At 46.3% G+C, this 15,656-nt stretch carries 15 protein-coding genes; 4 read left to right on the forward strand and 11 right to left on the reverse strand.

The genetic code is table 11. The features are described from left to right. From hflK to AB1S55_RS00985, 8 genes are all read right to left on the reverse strand, one after another. Positions 1-1,170, reverse strand: coding sequence for an FtsH protease activity modulator HflK (gene hflK, locus AB1S55_RS00950; RefSeq protein WP_370979902.1), 1,170 nt, complete (start codon positions 1,168-1,170; stop codon positions 1-3). Positions 1,171-1,259: 89 nt separating this feature from the next. Beyond that, the gene (gene hflX / locus AB1S55_RS00955; protein WP_370979903.1) at positions 1,260-2,600 is read right to left on the reverse strand and encodes a ribosome rescue GTPase HflX; all 1,341 of its coding nucleotides are present in this window, start codon (positions 2,598-2,600) and stop codon (positions 1,260-1,262) included. 11 nt (positions 2,601-2,611) lie between these two features. Continuing rightward, positions 2,612-2,869 carry an RNA chaperone Hfq gene (gene hfq, locus AB1S55_RS00960; protein WP_370979904.1) on the reverse strand — a complete coding sequence of 86 codons (258 nt, stop codon included), beginning with the start codon at positions 2,867-2,869 and terminating at the stop codon, positions 2,612-2,614. A 121-nt stretch (positions 2,870-2,990) separates the two neighbouring features. Next, on the reverse strand, positions 2,991-3,968 hold the full coding sequence (gene miaA / locus AB1S55_RS00965) for a tRNA (adenosine(37)-N6)-dimethylallyltransferase MiaA (protein ID WP_370979905.1): 978 nt from the start codon (positions 3,966-3,968) through the stop codon (positions 2,991-2,993). Next, positions 3,968-5,854: a DNA mismatch repair endonuclease MutL gene (mutL, locus tag AB1S55_RS00970; RefSeq protein ID WP_370979906.1), complete on the reverse strand. Its 1,887-nt coding sequence runs from the start codon at positions 5,852-5,854 to the stop codon at positions 3,968-3,970. Before mutL ends, miaA begins: the two co-directional genes overlap by 1 nt. Beyond that, positions 5,851-7,170, reverse strand: a complete 1,320-nt coding sequence (locus tag AB1S55_RS00975; protein ID WP_370981618.1) for an N-acetylmuramoyl-L-alanine amidase — start codon at positions 7,168-7,170, stop codon at positions 5,851-5,853. Before AB1S55_RS00975 ends, mutL begins: the two co-directional genes overlap by 4 nt. 49 nt (positions 7,171-7,219) lie before the next feature. Continuing rightward, positions 7,220-7,699 carry a tRNA (adenosine(37)-N6)-threonylcarbamoyltransferase complex ATPase subunit type 1 TsaE gene (tsaE, locus tag AB1S55_RS00980; protein ID WP_370979907.1) on the reverse strand — a complete coding sequence of 160 codons (480 nt, stop codon included), beginning with the start codon at positions 7,697-7,699 and terminating at the stop codon, positions 7,220-7,222. Beyond that, positions 7,686-9,230 (reverse strand): NAD(P)H-hydrate dehydratase, encoded by a 1,545-nt coding sequence (locus tag AB1S55_RS00985; RefSeq protein ID WP_370979908.1) that lies wholly within the window; start codon positions 9,228-9,230, stop codon positions 7,686-7,688. Before AB1S55_RS00985 ends, tsaE begins: the two co-directional genes overlap by 14 nt. A 73-nt stretch (positions 9,231-9,303) precedes the next feature. Between AB1S55_RS00985 and queG the strand changes: the two genes are divergently transcribed. Next, complete coding sequence (queG, locus tag AB1S55_RS00990) at positions 9,304-10,470, forward strand: tRNA epoxyqueuosine(34) reductase QueG (protein ID WP_370979909.1); 1,167 nt, start codon at positions 9,304-9,306, stop codon at positions 10,468-10,470. On the opposite strand, the gene AB1S55_RS00995 is transcribed toward queG, so the two are convergent. Together AB1S55_RS00995 and orn are read right to left on the reverse strand one after the other, a co-directional pair. Continuing rightward, the gene (locus AB1S55_RS00995) at positions 10,454-10,699 is read right to left on the reverse strand and encodes a hypothetical protein (protein WP_370979910.1); all 246 of its coding nucleotides are present in this window, start codon (positions 10,697-10,699) and stop codon (positions 10,454-10,456) included. The two genes, queG and AB1S55_RS00995, sit on opposite strands and share 17 nt — an antisense overlap. A 116-nt stretch (positions 10,700-10,815) precedes the next feature. Then, positions 10,816-11,364 carry an oligoribonuclease gene (gene orn, locus AB1S55_RS01000; RefSeq protein ID WP_370979911.1) on the reverse strand — a complete coding sequence of 183 codons (549 nt, stop codon included), beginning with the start codon at positions 11,362-11,364 and terminating at the stop codon, positions 10,816-10,818. Between the two features lie 138 nt (positions 11,365-11,502). On the opposite strand from orn, the gene rsgA reads away from it, so the two are divergent. From rsgA to asd, 3 genes are read left to right on the forward strand one after another with little or no spacing between them, the layout of a single operon-like run. Then, on the forward strand, positions 11,503-12,519 hold the full coding sequence (gene rsgA / locus AB1S55_RS01005; protein ID WP_370979912.1) for a small ribosomal subunit biogenesis GTPase RsgA: 1,017 nt from the start codon (positions 11,503-11,505) through the stop codon (positions 12,517-12,519). After that, positions 12,516-13,328 carry a sulfurtransferase gene (locus tag AB1S55_RS01010; RefSeq protein WP_370979913.1) on the forward strand — a complete coding sequence of 271 codons (813 nt, stop codon included), beginning with the start codon at positions 12,516-12,518 and terminating at the stop codon, positions 13,326-13,328. The genes rsgA and AB1S55_RS01010 overlap by 4 nt, the downstream gene beginning before the upstream one ends. Continuing rightward, the gene (gene asd, locus AB1S55_RS01015; RefSeq protein ID WP_370979914.1) at positions 13,328-14,170 is read left to right on the forward strand and encodes an archaetidylserine decarboxylase; all 843 of its coding nucleotides are present in this window, start codon (positions 13,328-13,330) and stop codon (positions 14,168-14,170) included. The genes AB1S55_RS01010 and asd overlap by 1 nt, the downstream gene beginning before the upstream one ends. Before the next feature lie 27 nt (positions 14,171-14,197). On the opposite strand, the gene AB1S55_RS01020 is transcribed toward asd, so the two are convergent. After that, positions 14,198-15,562, reverse strand: coding sequence for an HD-GYP domain-containing protein (locus AB1S55_RS01020; RefSeq protein ID WP_370979915.1), 1,365 nt, complete (start codon positions 15,560-15,562; stop codon positions 14,198-14,200). Positions 15,563-15,656: the final 94 nt, after the last annotated feature.

Here is a 15,656-nt window from a genome sequence, read left to right on the forward strand (position 1 = left end):
TTAACGAACTCCTCGTGAACTTGAACGACGTGAGGTACTAAGCACACCACGATCAATAAGATCTTGAACCACCTGATCAGCCAAATCACTTACATTGGCTTCACTCATTGCAGGGCCAGACGCCGCTTTAGGCGCGCTATTAACGATCTTATCTAAAGGCAGGTACAACATATTGTTACCACCTTCAACATCAACAAGTACCTTGGAACTGTTCTGCATAACCTCCTGTACCGCATCAAGGTATAAACGCTCACGAGTTACCTTTGGTGCTTTTTTGTATTCAGTTAGCAAGTATTCAAAGCGCTTAGCCTCACCTTCAGCCTGAGCAACAACCTTTTCTTTATAACCAGTTGCTTCTTCAATCATGCGCTGAGCTTGACCACGAGCCTCTGGAATGATGCCATTTGAATAGGCTTGAGCTTCGTTTTTGTAACGTTCCTCATCTTCTCGAGCCTTAATAACATCATCAAAAGCGGCTTGAACCTCAGCAGGCGGGCGGCTCTCTTCGATGTTGACAGTCACAATCTGAATACCGGTTTGGTAATTATCCAAATAGGCTTGAAGACGTTGATGCACTTCTGATGCAACCGCTTCACGACCTTCAGTTAAGATCTCGTGCATTGCAGTGGAACCCGCAACATGGCGCAGAGCCGAGTTGGTCGCTTGACGCAAACTGCTATCGGGATCGCGGACATTCAAGACATAATCACGCGCATCACTAATAACGTATTGGGTCGAGATATTAATATCTACGATATTTAAGTCATGGGTTAGCATTTGTTCAGTGGTACTCCACTGCTCAACCTTGGTCACATTGACCTCAAACACCTGATCGATACCACGAGGATTCCAGCGGAAACCTGGGCCTTTTGTCTCTTTATACTCACCTAGGCGCAAGACAACAGCTCGCTCCTGCTCATTCACCACACTGGCACCTGCGTAAAGGTAAATAAGACCAAAAGCAATTAACACAATGGTGATAATTAACTTATTACTGCCACCACCAACAGGGCCGCTACTGGAGCCATTACCCGAGCCACCGCCAAAAATAGAACTTACTTTATCTTGAAGGTTTTTTAGCACCTCATCGAGATCCGGCGGGCCATCATTGCCACGATTGCCACCACCCCAGGGGTCCTTATTGTTTCCACCCGGCTCATTCCAAGCCATATGCTTCATCTCCAATTTATTTAAGTTAGCTATATTTGGTCACTAACCAGAGTTTCAAGTCAGGTAAGAACAATACCCAACACCTTTTATTAAAAACTTTCTTCTTGATCCAGCTTAGCGAGTTTGGCCATTAGCGAGGCTTCCGCAAACTGTAGCTCACTTGCCTTCATATTTTCCGACGCCAGTATACGGTTTAAGTCAGCTAAAGGAATCTGCACTTCTAAAGCAGAACTACCATCATCCAGATAATCCTCATTTAAGACAGAGTTATTTTCAAATAACTTTGCTCTAAAACGAGCCAGCTGGGGCTTTAAAGAAAGCTTGCCATGAATAACATCTTCAGCAAGTAAGTCGCTGATCGCTTCAAGCAACAAATCAACGCCACGCCCTTCCTGAGCAGACAGCCATACCGCGGCTGGTTTACCCTGAGCATTTCGCTCTAGTTTGGGCTTAAACCCCTCAACCAAATCAATCTTATTGTAAATAATCAACTGCGGAAGATCGCCAGCACCAATTTCTTCGAGCACCTCGCTAACTTGCTCCATATTTCTTAGGCGCTCGTCATCAACGTAATCAACAACATGCAAAAGCAAGTCTGCATTAGCAGCCTCTTCCAAGGTTGCCCTAAAGCTCTCAACCAACTTATGTGGCAAGTTACTAACAAAACCAACCGTATCGGCAAGTACCGCAGCCCCCACTTGGGCAACAGCAATTCTACGCATGGTCGGGTCAAGCGTCGCAAACAACTGATCTTCAGCGTAAACAGCCGCATCCGTTATACGATTAAACAGGGTACTCTTACCAGCATTGGTATATCCCACTAGTGATAGTGTCGGAATTTCGGCCCTCGAGCGAGCCCGGCGCCCTTGCTCTCGCTGCTTGCGTACCTTATCCAAACGTTTATGGATAGACTTGATACGTACCCGCAGTAAACGCCGATCGGTTTCCAGCTGAGTTTCACCCGGGCCACGCATACCAATGCCGCCTTTTTGGCGCTCTAAGTGTGTCCAGCCGCGAATAAGGCGCGTACTCATATGGTCAAGTTGAGCAAGCTCGACTTGCAGCTTACCCTCATGGGTACGCGCGCGCTGAGCAAAAATATCGAGGATCAACCCCGTGCGGTCTAATACGCGACAGCCTAGGGCTTTTTCAAGGTTGCGCTCTTGGCTTGGGCTTAATTCATGATTAAAGATAACCACTTCAGCTTCGTGTTGAATAACCGCTTGCTGTAATTCTTCAAGCTTGCCGGTTCCAACAAAAAACTTAGGGTGGGGATTGGCTCGTTGGCCAGAAATAAAGTCAGCGGGGTCTCCGCCAGCAGATAAAACGAGCTCTTCAAACTCTCTCGGATCATTATTGAGTGCGGTTTGACTAAGCTCCAGGTGAACTAGCACCGCTAGCTCACCTGAATCGGGTCTATCAAAAAACAAGGCTTTTCTGCTTAGCCTCCGACTTCTTCGTCTACGCCACCTTCAGGGTTCAGCATAGGCACTCGAACAGGGCGAGAAGGGACTACCGTAGAAATGGCGTGCTTATAAACCATTTGACTAACGGTGTTTTTCAAAAGAACGACAAACTGATCAAAGCTCTCAACCTGGCCCTGCAGCTTGATACCATTAACCAAGTAAATAGAAACAGGGATGCGCTCTTTACGCAGCACATTGAGATAAGGGTCTTGTAGCGAGTGCCCTTTTGACATGATTATTCTCCTTATGGGAAATCAAAAAATGAAGAGCGCTACAACAACCAAAATACTGGTAGAGAGGCCTTCCAATAAAAACAACATAGCAGCCGGTCAGAAAAAGTGACCGATAAATACATTATAAGGTGCTTTTAGCGTAAATAGACAGACTAAGGCGTACAATTTCATCAATTGTGCGCATTTCGCCGTTTTCGGCTTGTGTATCAAGCCAATTAACGGCTGGCCAACCTCTAAGCCACGTTAGTTGGCGCTTGGCTAATTGCCGAGTTGCAACCAGCGCCTTATCTAGCATCTGCTCGTAAGTGTAGTCGCCATCTAAATACATCCAAGCCTGCCTGTAACCCACCGCTCGCATAGAGGGCAGATCGAGATGCAGATCCTCCCGCTGATGCAGCTGCTGCACCTCCTCCATAAAACCCTGCTCAAACATAAGCTGTAAACGCAGCTTAATGCGCTGATGCAAAACAGCCCTATCACCAGGGGCAATAGCAATTTGCACACATCTTTGCTCGTCTAGCAGACCGTGGCCATCAGCTTTTTGCCACTCGCTTAAGGCTTTGCCGCTTGAACGCCATACCTCGAGGGCTCGACTTATACGCTGACTATGATTTGGGTGCAAACGAGCCGCCGTTTCTGGATCTACCTCAGCCAGCTCAGCATGCATAGCTGGCCAGCCCCGTTCAGCCGCCTGTTTTTCAATCTCGGCACGCCGCTCAAGATCAGCCGCAGGCATTTTGGAAAGCCCTTCAAGTAAGGCCTTGAAATATAGCATGGTACCACCGGCCAAGATTGGCACTTTGCCTCGCGTCTGAATATCATCAATACACGCTCGTGCATCAGCGCTAAAATCAGCTGCGCTGTACTGTTCATGAGGCTCACGAATATCAATGAGGTGGTGAACAACACCTTGGCGCTCTTGTGCATCGGGTTTAGCGGCACCAATATCTAAGCCACGATAAACCAAGGCACTATCAACACTAATTATCTCCCCATCAAGCTGCTTAGCCAACTCAACTGCAAGCGCTGTCTTACCAGAGGCTGTTGGCCCCATAAGGATCAAAACAGGCTTTTGCAATGGCTTAGCTGACGACGCCATTATTGCCCTCGCATAAATAATTTATCGAGATCGCTTAGTGACATCGCCGCCCAAGTTGGCCGCCCATGGTTGCACTGACCACTGCGCTCCGTCGCTTCCATATCTCGCAGCAGGGCATTCATTTCAGCCATACTCAAACGACGGTTTGCACGGACAGAACCATGGCAAGCCATCGTACCCAAGAGCTCATTGATATGCTCACGAATACGTCGACTATTGCCGTATTCACACAGGTCGCTCAGCACATCTCGAATGAGAGTCTCAACATCGGCCTGATTCAATATCACAGGCAGCTGACGAACAACCAACGTTTCGGGCCCTGCTCGCTCAACAACAAAACCCAGCTCTGAAAAAACAGTGCTATTCTCCTCGGCACAATCAGCTTCTTTTTCACTGACGGCAATACTTTGTGGCACTAATAAAGGCTGACTCTGCACAGTTTGCTCATCAAACGCTCGCTTCATTTTTTCGTATGTAATACGCTCATGGGCTGCATGCATATCAACCACAATCAAACCCTGAGCATTTTCAGCCAAAATATAAATACCTTTTAACTGAGCAATAGCAAATCCTAGCGGAGGCACTTCATTTTCTTTTTCGGGCTCTTCGAAGTTCGCGCGCAAAGCACTAGCCTCAGTTTCTACAAAAGGAGCGCTTGCCTCACTATTTAATAAGGTGCGATAGGCGTTAACTTGCTCTGCAACGGCAGCGGTAGAATAAGAATTAACTGGAATTTGCGGTTGTGACGAAGAGGCCCCAACATTAACCCCTGACTCACTTTGAGTTTGTAGCTGCCGAAACGCAATCGAGCCCTGCTGAGGAATATTTTCCAGGGCCATAGCAGGCGATGTCGATTCAGCCTCAGAACTTGTATCGGGGCGCACATCTGCCAGCACCTTGTGTAAAGAACGAAACAAAAAGTCATGAACTAAACGGCTATCTCGAAAACGCACCTCATGTTTTGTTGGGTGCACATTGACATCAACAACCGAGGCATCAAGCTCCAAATATAAAACAAAAGCTGGGTGCCTACCGTGGTACAAAACATCCTGATAAGCCTGACGAATAGCATGGCTCACCAATTTATCTTTAATAGCGCGACCATTCACAAAAAAGTGTTGTAAGTCTGCTTGAGAGCGAGAAAAAGTCGGCAAGGCAACCCAGCCCCACAGACGTAAACCTGTATGCTCTATGTCTACATGTAATGAATTTTCGATAAAGGTCTTACCGCAAATCTGAGCAACGCGCTTTTCTTGCTCTGCACGTGCAGAAGCTGGTCGCCAGTTATGCACCACCTTCTGATTGTTCTTTAAGGAGAAGCCTAAATCAAAACGAGATAAGGCCTGCTTTTTCAGAATATCTTCAATGCGATTATATTCCGTTTTTTCTGTACGTAAGAACTTTCGGCGAGCGGGAGTATTAAAAAACAAATCCCTTACTTCGACACTTGTTCCTTGCGGGTGCGCAGCTGGGCTCACCTCGGCCTCCATATCTCGACCTTCGGCACGCGCACACCAAGCGCTATCCTCCTCACCATTATTCGAGGTCAGTACCAGTCGAGCAACTGAAGAAATTGACGCTAAAGCCTCGCCACGAAAACCCAAAGATGCAACCGCTTCTAACTCATCTAAAATATGAATTTTACTGGTAGCGTGCCGACTAAGAGCAAGCGGCAAGTCTTCTTTAGCAACACCACTGCCATTATCACGTACACGCATTAACTTCGTACCACCGGCCTCAATTTCGATATCGATCTGAGACGCTTGAGCATCAATGCTGTTTTCAACTAATTCTTTAATAACGGAAGCTGGGCGCTCAACAACCTCTCCAGCCGCGATCTGGTTTGCCAGTCGCGGGCTCAATTTTTTAATACGTCTAAGACTCATAAGGCAGGAATAGAAAGTGTTTGACCAACTCGAATGCTCGAGTCTGAAAGCTTATTGGCTTTTTTAATGGAGGCGACACTGACATTGTAGCGTTTAGCAATAGCGCTCAATGTATCGCCGCTTGCGATTTTATAGGTAGTGGAGCTATTCCCCCCTTTTTTCCATGCGAGATAACTTCCCGCTGGGGGCCGACTTTGAAAATAGCTATTGATGCCCTTAAAAATCGACTTACTTAATTTAGTTCGATGATTTAAGGAGTTAAGGTTTCGCGCCTCGGTTGGGTTCGTTATAAAACCAGTTTCAACCAAGATAGAAGGTACATCGGCCGATTTAAGTACAGCAAAGCCTGCACTCTCCACGCGTTTTGAATGCAAATGGGTTACCTTGCCCATTTCTTTTAAGACTCGAGAGCCAACATCCATACTCGCCTCAAGCGAGCTGGTCATACTTAAATCCACTAAGATTTTTTTTAGCTGCTCTTCTTTATCACCAAGTTTAATTCGATCGACACCACCAATTAAGTCAGACTTATTTTCCTTCGATGCCAAGATACTAGCCATCTTACTTGAGGCACCTCGCCTACTTAAGGTAAAAACCGAAGCACCACGAGCTTTAGGATTATCAAAACCATCAGCATGAATAGAGACAAACAAGTCTGCATGCACTTCTCGTGCTTTTTCCGCCCTACGGTGAAGGGGAAGAAAGTAGTCACCGCTACGTACGAGCACTGCTTTATAACCAGGTTCTTTATTAATAACATTAGCTAAGTTTTTAGCGACTTTAAGCACTACGTGTTTTTCGTAGAGTTTTTTCGGGCCGATGGCTCCAGGATCTTCGCCCCCATGCCCCGCATCAATAGCAATAACAACATCACGACGACTTTTAGACTTTTCACTCGGCAAAATAGCATCAACACTTTTCCCTTTATGCCTTTTAACCGGATAAAGGTCGACAACCAAACGATCAGGTTTATCGCCTACTCGCTTTAGTGAGAAACTACGAGGCTTAACGTCTTCTTTTAAATCCAAGACAATACGTAAATCCCCCCCGTTTTGGGCTCCGTAGCGCATGCGCTGAACAGGGGTTCCCTCTAGTTTGAGGTCTTTTGTTTTAGCGTCAAACTGACCACGCTTAATATCAATAACTAAACGCTTAGGATTATTCAGCTTGAAAATATTATGATCGGCACGAGCATCAAGATCGAAAACAAGGCGCGTAGACTCAGGGGAGCGCCACAGACGCACACCATCAACCGTTGCGGCATAGAGCTCAGCCGAGCAGAAGCAGGCAAGAATGCACAACCACTGTAGGCGCATCACCACTCTTTGTCTTAAAGCCCTGTTCACGTTGCTCTCATCGTTGCTATTAGGTGCCCAGCTGTTCAAGTAGCTGAGCGCCACTTTCTGAATTGGCCTGTATAGTAACAGTACGTCCCGGCAGCTGCACGACCAAGTCAATAAGAAGGTCGGCCTCAGGCAGCACCCCCTCTCCTCGCTGCGCCCACTCAATCAAGCGCAAACTTGGTAAATCAAAATAATCCCGAATCCCCATGTATTCAAGCTCTTCGGCATCAGCCATACGATATAAATCGAAGTGATAAACCGATAAGTCTGAAAATTCATAGGGTTCAACGAGAGTATAAGTTGGGCTTTTAACAGCCCCTTTATGCCCCAAGCCCTGCAACACCCCTCGGCTTAGTGTGGTTTTACCTGCACCGAGCGTACCGTTTAGGTATACGGTCAAACCTTGAGCCCGCTGCTTTATAGTCTTATATAAAGCGCTCGCTAAACGCTCTGCAAAAGCTAGGGTCGCTTGCTCATTATCCAAATAACTAGAGAAGTTCATTTACCATCTTTCTAATAATGCCGGGTAGTTCACCGGCTTTAAGCCCTATTACACCAACTTGCCCTTCAAAGTACTTAGCCGCACTAGCATGCAACCACACCCCTAAACGAGCAGCCTCTTCAGCCTCTAAGCCTTGAGCCAAGAGGGCCGCAATGACACCACTTAGTACATCACCGGCACCACCTATCGCTAACGAAGGGCAAACCAAAGGGCAAAGCCAAATCTTATCGGAACAGGCAACTAAAGTACCGGCCCCTTTTAATACAACAACCGCATCATAACGTGCAACCAAAGCTCGAGCAGCTGCAAAACGATCTGCTTGAATGACTTGCACTGTCGTAGCTAATAGCCTCGCAGCTTCCGCAGGATGAGGCGTTATAACACAGCTCTTACCAGCTCGCCCTAGCTTTACAGGTGCGCCAGCAAGAAGATTAAGCGCATCAGCATCAAGCAGCAATGGAAGCGATGCCGACAAAGCAAGCTTAAATGCATGACGAGCCCACTCATCTTGCCCTAAGCCCGGTCCCACCACGAGGACATTGCAGCGCTTAAAATACTCGCCCTTTGGATCAGGCTCAAAATCGATTATGTGGCTCATACATTCAGGTAAGCGCTGTCTGGCCGCTTGCAGAGTTTCTTCTTGACTGTACAGACTCACTAAGCCACTACCTGCATGCAATGCAGCATCAGCTGCCAACAGAGCAGCCCCACTCATACCTGAGCCACCACCCACAACAGCAATGTGACCAAAACGTCCTTTATGACATACAGGCGCTCGCTTTAAAGCCCCAGCGTCAACTCTATTCATTAAATAATGACACTGAGCCTGGCTTTGAGTTTCAGCCTCAATCACATAATCAGCAACACCAAGCTGTTCAAAATGAAGCTCCGTGCAGTAATTGGGTGCATCTGCGGTATATAGACCTTGCTTACGACCAATAAAACTTAGACAGAGATCGGCTTTAACAGCTAACTCTTTGCACTCTCCCGTCGTTGCGTTTATCCCCGAAGGAAGATCAACACTCAACACTTTCACATCATCACCAGCACTATTTGCACTGATCGCGCACAAATTCAGCCAAGCAATCGCCGACTTATAGCGCTCCGATAAAAGCCCGTTTATACCAATACCCAATAAGGCATCAACTAAAACAAGCTCTTTTGTATTTTCTAAGTTAAGACTTGAATCAAATTCACGAGCATCAACGCCCTTGCCCAAAGCAAAATCCGCCGCATCTTTTGCCTCAGCAGTTAACTCTTCTGGCGGTTTCAAATAATAAAGCTGAACCTGAAAGCCCTGAACATGAGCCAAAGCAGCAAAGAGCCAACCATCGCCACCGTTATTACCGGCGCCACACAAAACAACAAACTGCTTATGAGCCGGCCACTGCTTACACGCTAAATCAAACAGTGCCTGCCCCGCCCTCTTCATCAACACAAAGCCTGGCGTACCTAAACGAATTGCTTCCGCATCTAAACGCTTCACTTGCTCTGCGCTAAATAAAGGAAAATTCACTTCTAGTGGCAACACAGTTTTCTCCCTTTCTGCTAGACATTAAGTATCATACACAGCCTATCATCAGCCCCAAAGTCGTTTGGCAACTATGCAGCTTAGCCCTAAACTCTATGATAATTTGCTACAACAAATCCATCTTTGGTGCAAAGAGCTCGGCTTTAATCAGTGCGGTGTCTGTGATCTTGATTTAAGCAGTGAAAAACACGCTTTTGAGCGCTGGCTGTCAAGAAACTACCACGGTGAAATGGCTTGGCTGGCAGAGAACCAAGACAAACGCTTAGACCCACCTCAGCTTGTACCTGGTAGCTGCAGAGTAATTAGCGTACGTCTAAACTACCTGCCGGCAGATACCCAGCCTATCGACAACCTTAAAAACAGCAAGCAAGCATATATAAGCCGTTACGCCCTTGGCCGTGATTACCATAAATTGATGCGCAAGCGCTTAGCCAAACTGGCTAAAAATATCGAGCATTATGTAGAAGAACATGCCGAGCCAGATCTAGCTCAAGGCCGAGCCTTTGTTGACAGTGCGCCGGTGCTAGAACGGCCTTTGGCGCAAAAAGCAGGCCTTGGCTGGACAGGCAAGCACAGCCTTCTACTCAATAAAGACGATGGCAGTTGGTTCTTTCTGGGAGAGCTGTTTACCAATATTCCCCTGCCTATTAACGAGCATGAAGCCAAGAATCAATGCGGTGACTGTGAAGCGTGTTTAAAGGTATGCCCAACCGATGCGTTTATTAAACCTTGGGTACTTGATGCAAGACGCTGTATTTCATATTTAAGCATTGAACACGACGGCCCCATTCCCGAGGAATTACGACAAGCCTTTGGGAATCGCATCTATGGCTGCGATGACTGCCAGCTTATTTGCCCATGGAACAAAGATGCAGCCACCACCAAAGAGAGTGATTTCCAACCTCGAAGCAATTTATTTGCTCAAGAGCTATTAGAGCTCTTTAACTGGACGGAAGCTGAATTCTTGAAAAATACCGAAGGATCGGCCATTCGCCGCGCAGGCTATGAGAAATGGCAAAGGAATATTGCTGTTGCTCTTGGTAATGCCGAGCCCGACCTTCGTATCGATGAAGCACTTAAGCAGGCTCTCGGTAAAGTAAGCCCACTTGTTGCCGAACATATAAACTGGGCGCTAGAGCGCCAAGCAAGCGGCAAAAGGCGCAAGCGCAAAGCCCGCAACAGCAATAAAATAGAAGAGATGGCCTACTGGCCCGATCGGCCCACTAATGCCGAAGAATAATATCGGGCTGTTCCAGTAAGGTGCCATCCACTTCCAGCATACTAAAATCATCTGAATCAGGATTGCGCACTATCACCATTGGCTTTTGAAACAGAGGGCGCCGTATAAAAGCGAGCGACCAACCAAAGCCCTCTAAATAGCTTAAAGTTTGCCGCTGCTCATCGTTTAAAAATTGCCCCAAATTAAGAGGAATAGCTGCACTGCCTTTGCGACGCTCACTGGTGGTCATAACACGGCACTCCCAAAATAAAGAACTCTCTTTATTAGCTTGGACCAGTTTTGAGCACAGTCAAAAACGACTTAGGAATATAAAGTGGCGCGTAATATAACTTATGCGAAACGCCATTAAGCGAGATTCAATAAATGCTCACGATAGTGTTTGAGCTCAGCAATGCTCTCTTTGATATCGTCCATGGCCAAATGAGTGCCTTGCTTTTTAAAACCCGTCGCTACGTCAGGTGCCCAGAGCTGAGCAAGGATTTTCAAGGAACTCACATCTAAATTGCGGTAGTGAAAATACGACTCTAGATCGGGCATCCAACGCGCTAAGAAGCGCCTATCCTGACAAATGGAATTGCCACAAATTGGGCTTTTACCCGCTGGCACCCACTTTTCTAAGAAAGCAATCGTCTCCTGCTCTGCTTGTTGGCAGCTTATTTTACTGTCACGCACACGCTGAGTCAGACCCGATTTACCGTGCTGAGTGGTGTTCCACTCATCCATTGCAGCCAGCGCCTGCTCACTCTGATTAACAGCAATGACAGGGCCTTCAGCCAAAACATTTAAATCTTTATCGGTAACAATCGTTGCTATTTCGATGATTCGATCTCGCTCTGGCAACAACCCGGTCATTTCAAGGTCTATCCAAATTAGGTTTGTATCACTAAGGGCCATAACGAAAGCTTACTCCATTGGGTATAATGCGGTATTCCACCACTGCAATAGTAACAAGTATGCCTCCTATCTTCACGAGCACAAGCGCTACACCCGCGAATAAGCCGCAAATTCATGCTCTTGGAGTCAACAACACTCATGGCTAAACGTAAATTAAGCTTGCAACAGCGCAGACGTATAGCCGAGCAGCGAGCAGAAAAAAAACTTAAAAACGTCGTTTTACCTGAGGATGGTGAACTTGGCCCCCTGCAAGAAGGCCGCGTAACCGCAAACTTCGGTACCCAAGTTTTGGTTCAGGGCAAACAAACGATCCAACGCTGTTATTTGCGCGCGAACCTCGATCCTGTTACCGGCGATACCGTTACTTGGCGCGAAGGCAAAGAAACGGGAGTATTAGAGAGCATTCACACGCGCTTAAGTGAGCTACAGCGACCGGACAGCTACGGCAAATTGCGCACCGTTGCCGCCAATGTCAGCCAGCTGGTCATCTGCATTGCTGTTGAACCTGAAGCTCACAGTTCTTTAATCGATCGCTATTTAGTAGCCGCCAAACTGCACCAGCTGCAGCCACTCCTTTTACTAAACAAATGTGAATTATTAGATGAGCAGCAAGACAAACTGAAACAGCTTATTTCTCGCTATAAGCATCTAGGTGTTGATTGCATCGAAGTCTCGGCTGAAACAGGTCAAGACCTAAGCTTGCTGACGGATAAACTAAAAGAACACACCAGTATTTTTGTTGGACAGAGTGGCGTGGGGAAAAGCTCACTTATTAAAGCCCTACTACCAAAAGAAAAAGAAATACGTATAGGCAAGCTCAGTGAAGCGGCTGCTAAAGGTCGCCATACAACAACCCACAGCCAACTTTATCAATTTGCCGATGGCGGTGAATTAATCGACTCACCAGGTATTCGAGAGTTTGGACTCTGGCACGCCAACGCCTCACAAATCTTAGACGCCTTTTCTGAAATTGCTGATGCGGCTCAACACTGCCGCTTTCGAGACTGCAAACACAAAGGTGAGCCCGGCTGTGCCGTACAAGAATCACTGGATGAGGGTAAAATTAATAGCGAACGCTACGCAAATTACCAACTTATCCTGCAACAGCTAAATGATGTAACCATTAAAACTCAAAGTGGAATCAAAAATCGATGAGCGCTTCAGACATTCTTATTAGCGTTGAAGAACTACAACGCCAAATCGAACAAGGCCTTGCATCCAATATATGCATAGTAGATTTAAGTAGCCGTGAAAATTACCTAAACGGCCACGTACCTGGGGCGGTATTCTTACCTTTTCAGGCCCTACTTTGGGGACAGCCTCCTATTCCAGGGAAAATTGCCGCCAAAGAACAACTCGAGCAAGTATTTTCAATGCTTGGCCTAGACTCAGACACTCAATTTATTGTCTATGACGATGAAGGAGGCGGTTGGGCCGGGCGTTTTATATGGACGCTTGATGTCATCGGTCACAGCAACTATCGCTACCTAAACGGCGGGCTACACGCTTGGAACAAAGCAGGTTTCGCACTTGAGACCGATATCAATCAACGCCCAGAAAAAGCAGTTAGTATCGACGTCAATCAAGACCTATTAATTGAAATCCCTAATATTTTACAGGGGCTAGAGAAACAAAACATCTGTATTTGGGATGCTCGCAGCCCTTCAGAATATGATGGTTCACGAGCCCTTGCCGCGAAAGCAGGACATATGCCCGGCGCAATTAACTGCGAATGGACTGAGCTTATGGATAGCAATAATGGCCTCATTATTCGCAAAGACGCTAAAGAATACTTAGCCTCTTTAGGCATTGACGGCAGCAAAACAATTATCACCCACTGCCAAGGTCATCATCGCTCAGGTTTTACTTACTTAGTAGGTAAAACACTTGGTTTAACAATTGAAGCCTATCACGGCGCTTGGAATGAATGGGGTAACCATCCCGACACACCGGTGGAACAATAATGACAAACTTTTTTATCGCTCTGCAGTATTTACTGCCGCAGCACTTTGTATCTCGAGTCGTAGGCAAACTTGCAGCCAGCGAAATCGGTTTTATTAAAAGCACGTTTATTAATATATTTAAATGGAAGTTTGGTATCAGCCTCGCACAAGCAGAACGTAAAAATACTCAAGACTATACAAGCTTTAACGATTTCTTTTGTCGTGCACTTGATACCGACGCTCGCCCAATTGCAGAAGAAAAGCAAAAGGTCACAAGCCCTGCCGATGGCGCTTTCAGCCAATTAGGCCCTATTAAAGAAGGGCGAATTTTTCAAGCCAAAGGCCAAACCTATTCCTGCGAAGAGTTGTTAGCCTGCGACTCAGATGCTGAAACCTATAAAGAGGGAGAGTTTGCGACCATCTACTTATCTCCCAAAGACTACCACCGCCTGCATATGCCAGTAGATGGCAAGCTAAGAAAAATGACTTTTATCCCTGGTGATTTATTCTCGGTTAACCAAATCACAGCTGAAAATGTACCGCGCGTGTTTTCAAGAAATGAGCGCTTAGTCTGCCATTTTGATACAGAAAAAGGCCCTATGGTTATGGTCTTAGTCGGAGCAATGATTGTTGCCTCGATAGAAACTGTTTGGGCCGGTACGATAGCCCCATCAAAGTCAGGAGTGAGCCACAAAAGCTACGACGATGGCATTGAACTTAAGAAAGGCGAAGAAATGGGGCGCTTTAAACTTGGCTCAACCGTGATTTTATTATACCCAGAAAAGACACTTAATTGGGAAGCAGATCTTAAGGCATCCAGCCCGATTAAAATGGGCGAGGCCATTGCGACTCTCGCAGAATAAAACCACCAACCTAAGGTAGCGACTTTACTAAAAAAGTTTTTCCTTTAGCCGTGCAAGTAAGCCTTTAGCTTGGGTGCTTTCAATATATTCATCACGAATATTAGTGATATCAATATTGTAAGTGCCCGGCTTTAAATCTTGAGATATTTCAACATACTCAATTTCACCTGCCACATATTTACCACTGTCTATCATTGCCCTTTTTTGCTTTTCATCTTCAGACAAATCGATTAAACGTGGAGTAGATAACTCTTGCTTAGTTGCATCTAATACAACCATCACCCTTGGCTTTAAACGCCGCTCAAAATTTTGCTCAACCACAACACCAACTTCACCCGTATTAAGCTCAACGAGGGTGCCCGTTGGATACAAACCTATAGCTCGAATAAACTCTACGACTAAATCATCTTGAAAGCCTGTTCCACGAGCTTCGTATAACATGGATACAGCTTTAGATGGCGACAGGGGATTCTTATTCCGAGGGTTGGTTGTTTCATCGTAAAAAGTCACAATGCCTGCAATCTTCCCCAAAAGAGGCACCTTGTCACCACGCAAGTGAGAAGGAAAGCCACTGCCATTAACACGTTCACAATGCGTTTTTACAACGGAGATAACACGAGGTTTAACTTCTGGTAATTTCTTGAGAATATCAAGACCATAAACAACAAACTGTTCATACTCTCGCTGTTCTTCTGCTGTACGCTCCGTTGCCTCGATAAGCTTTCGAGGTAAACGAGTTTTACCGATATCTTTTAACAATACTCCCATAGCCAATACATCAAGCTCCGGCTTGGGTAAACCTATGTGACGACCAAATAGAAGCGCCCATACCGCGGAACGAACGGCATGACTATAGGTGTGCTCGTCCTTCTCTCTTACTTTTGCTAACCACGTAAAAGCATCGGGATTTCGCACAATGCTATCAACCATGGCCGAAGCCGCCCGCTTAGTTTCTTTAATGGGTACCTGCTGGTTGTCCACATTAACTTGGCTAAGCACAGTACCTACTGCGCGGTAAACCTGCTGATGCAAGGCTTTGGCTTCACCAATTTCCCGGCCGATAGGAGTAATTTCGGTGTAGACATCATCGCGAACGCGAATAGGGCTCGCACTAACAGCAGTGGCTGAGCTCTCTGCTCGCAAATTTTTCTTAGATTTAACCCCCATGTTCGAAAGCTTTCGCAAATCGGTTTTAACGGGGGCAGAGCCTTTAAGTACATCGATATAAACATAATTACAATGCACTTTAAGCTGTTTGATCTCTTCGCGATCGCGAATATAAAAGCCCTGAAGTGGGAACGGCGTCTGGGTCCAAGGCCTGTCGAGGCCAGATACATACATACCAATAGTTAGCTCATTGGTATCAATTTTTATCTGCTTTACTGCTTTCAAAACCCACCTCAGTCTTAACAAGGAGGCGCTAAAGAGGCAATAAAGCCCCAGAAACACATCCTCTTAGCCTTCTTCCAGCCGAATCGTTTATTAT

The sequence above is a fragment of the Agaribacterium sp. ZY112 genome, assembly GCF_041346925.1.
Classification (GTDB): Bacteria; Pseudomonadota; Gammaproteobacteria; order Pseudomonadales; family Cellvibrionaceae; genus Agaribacterium.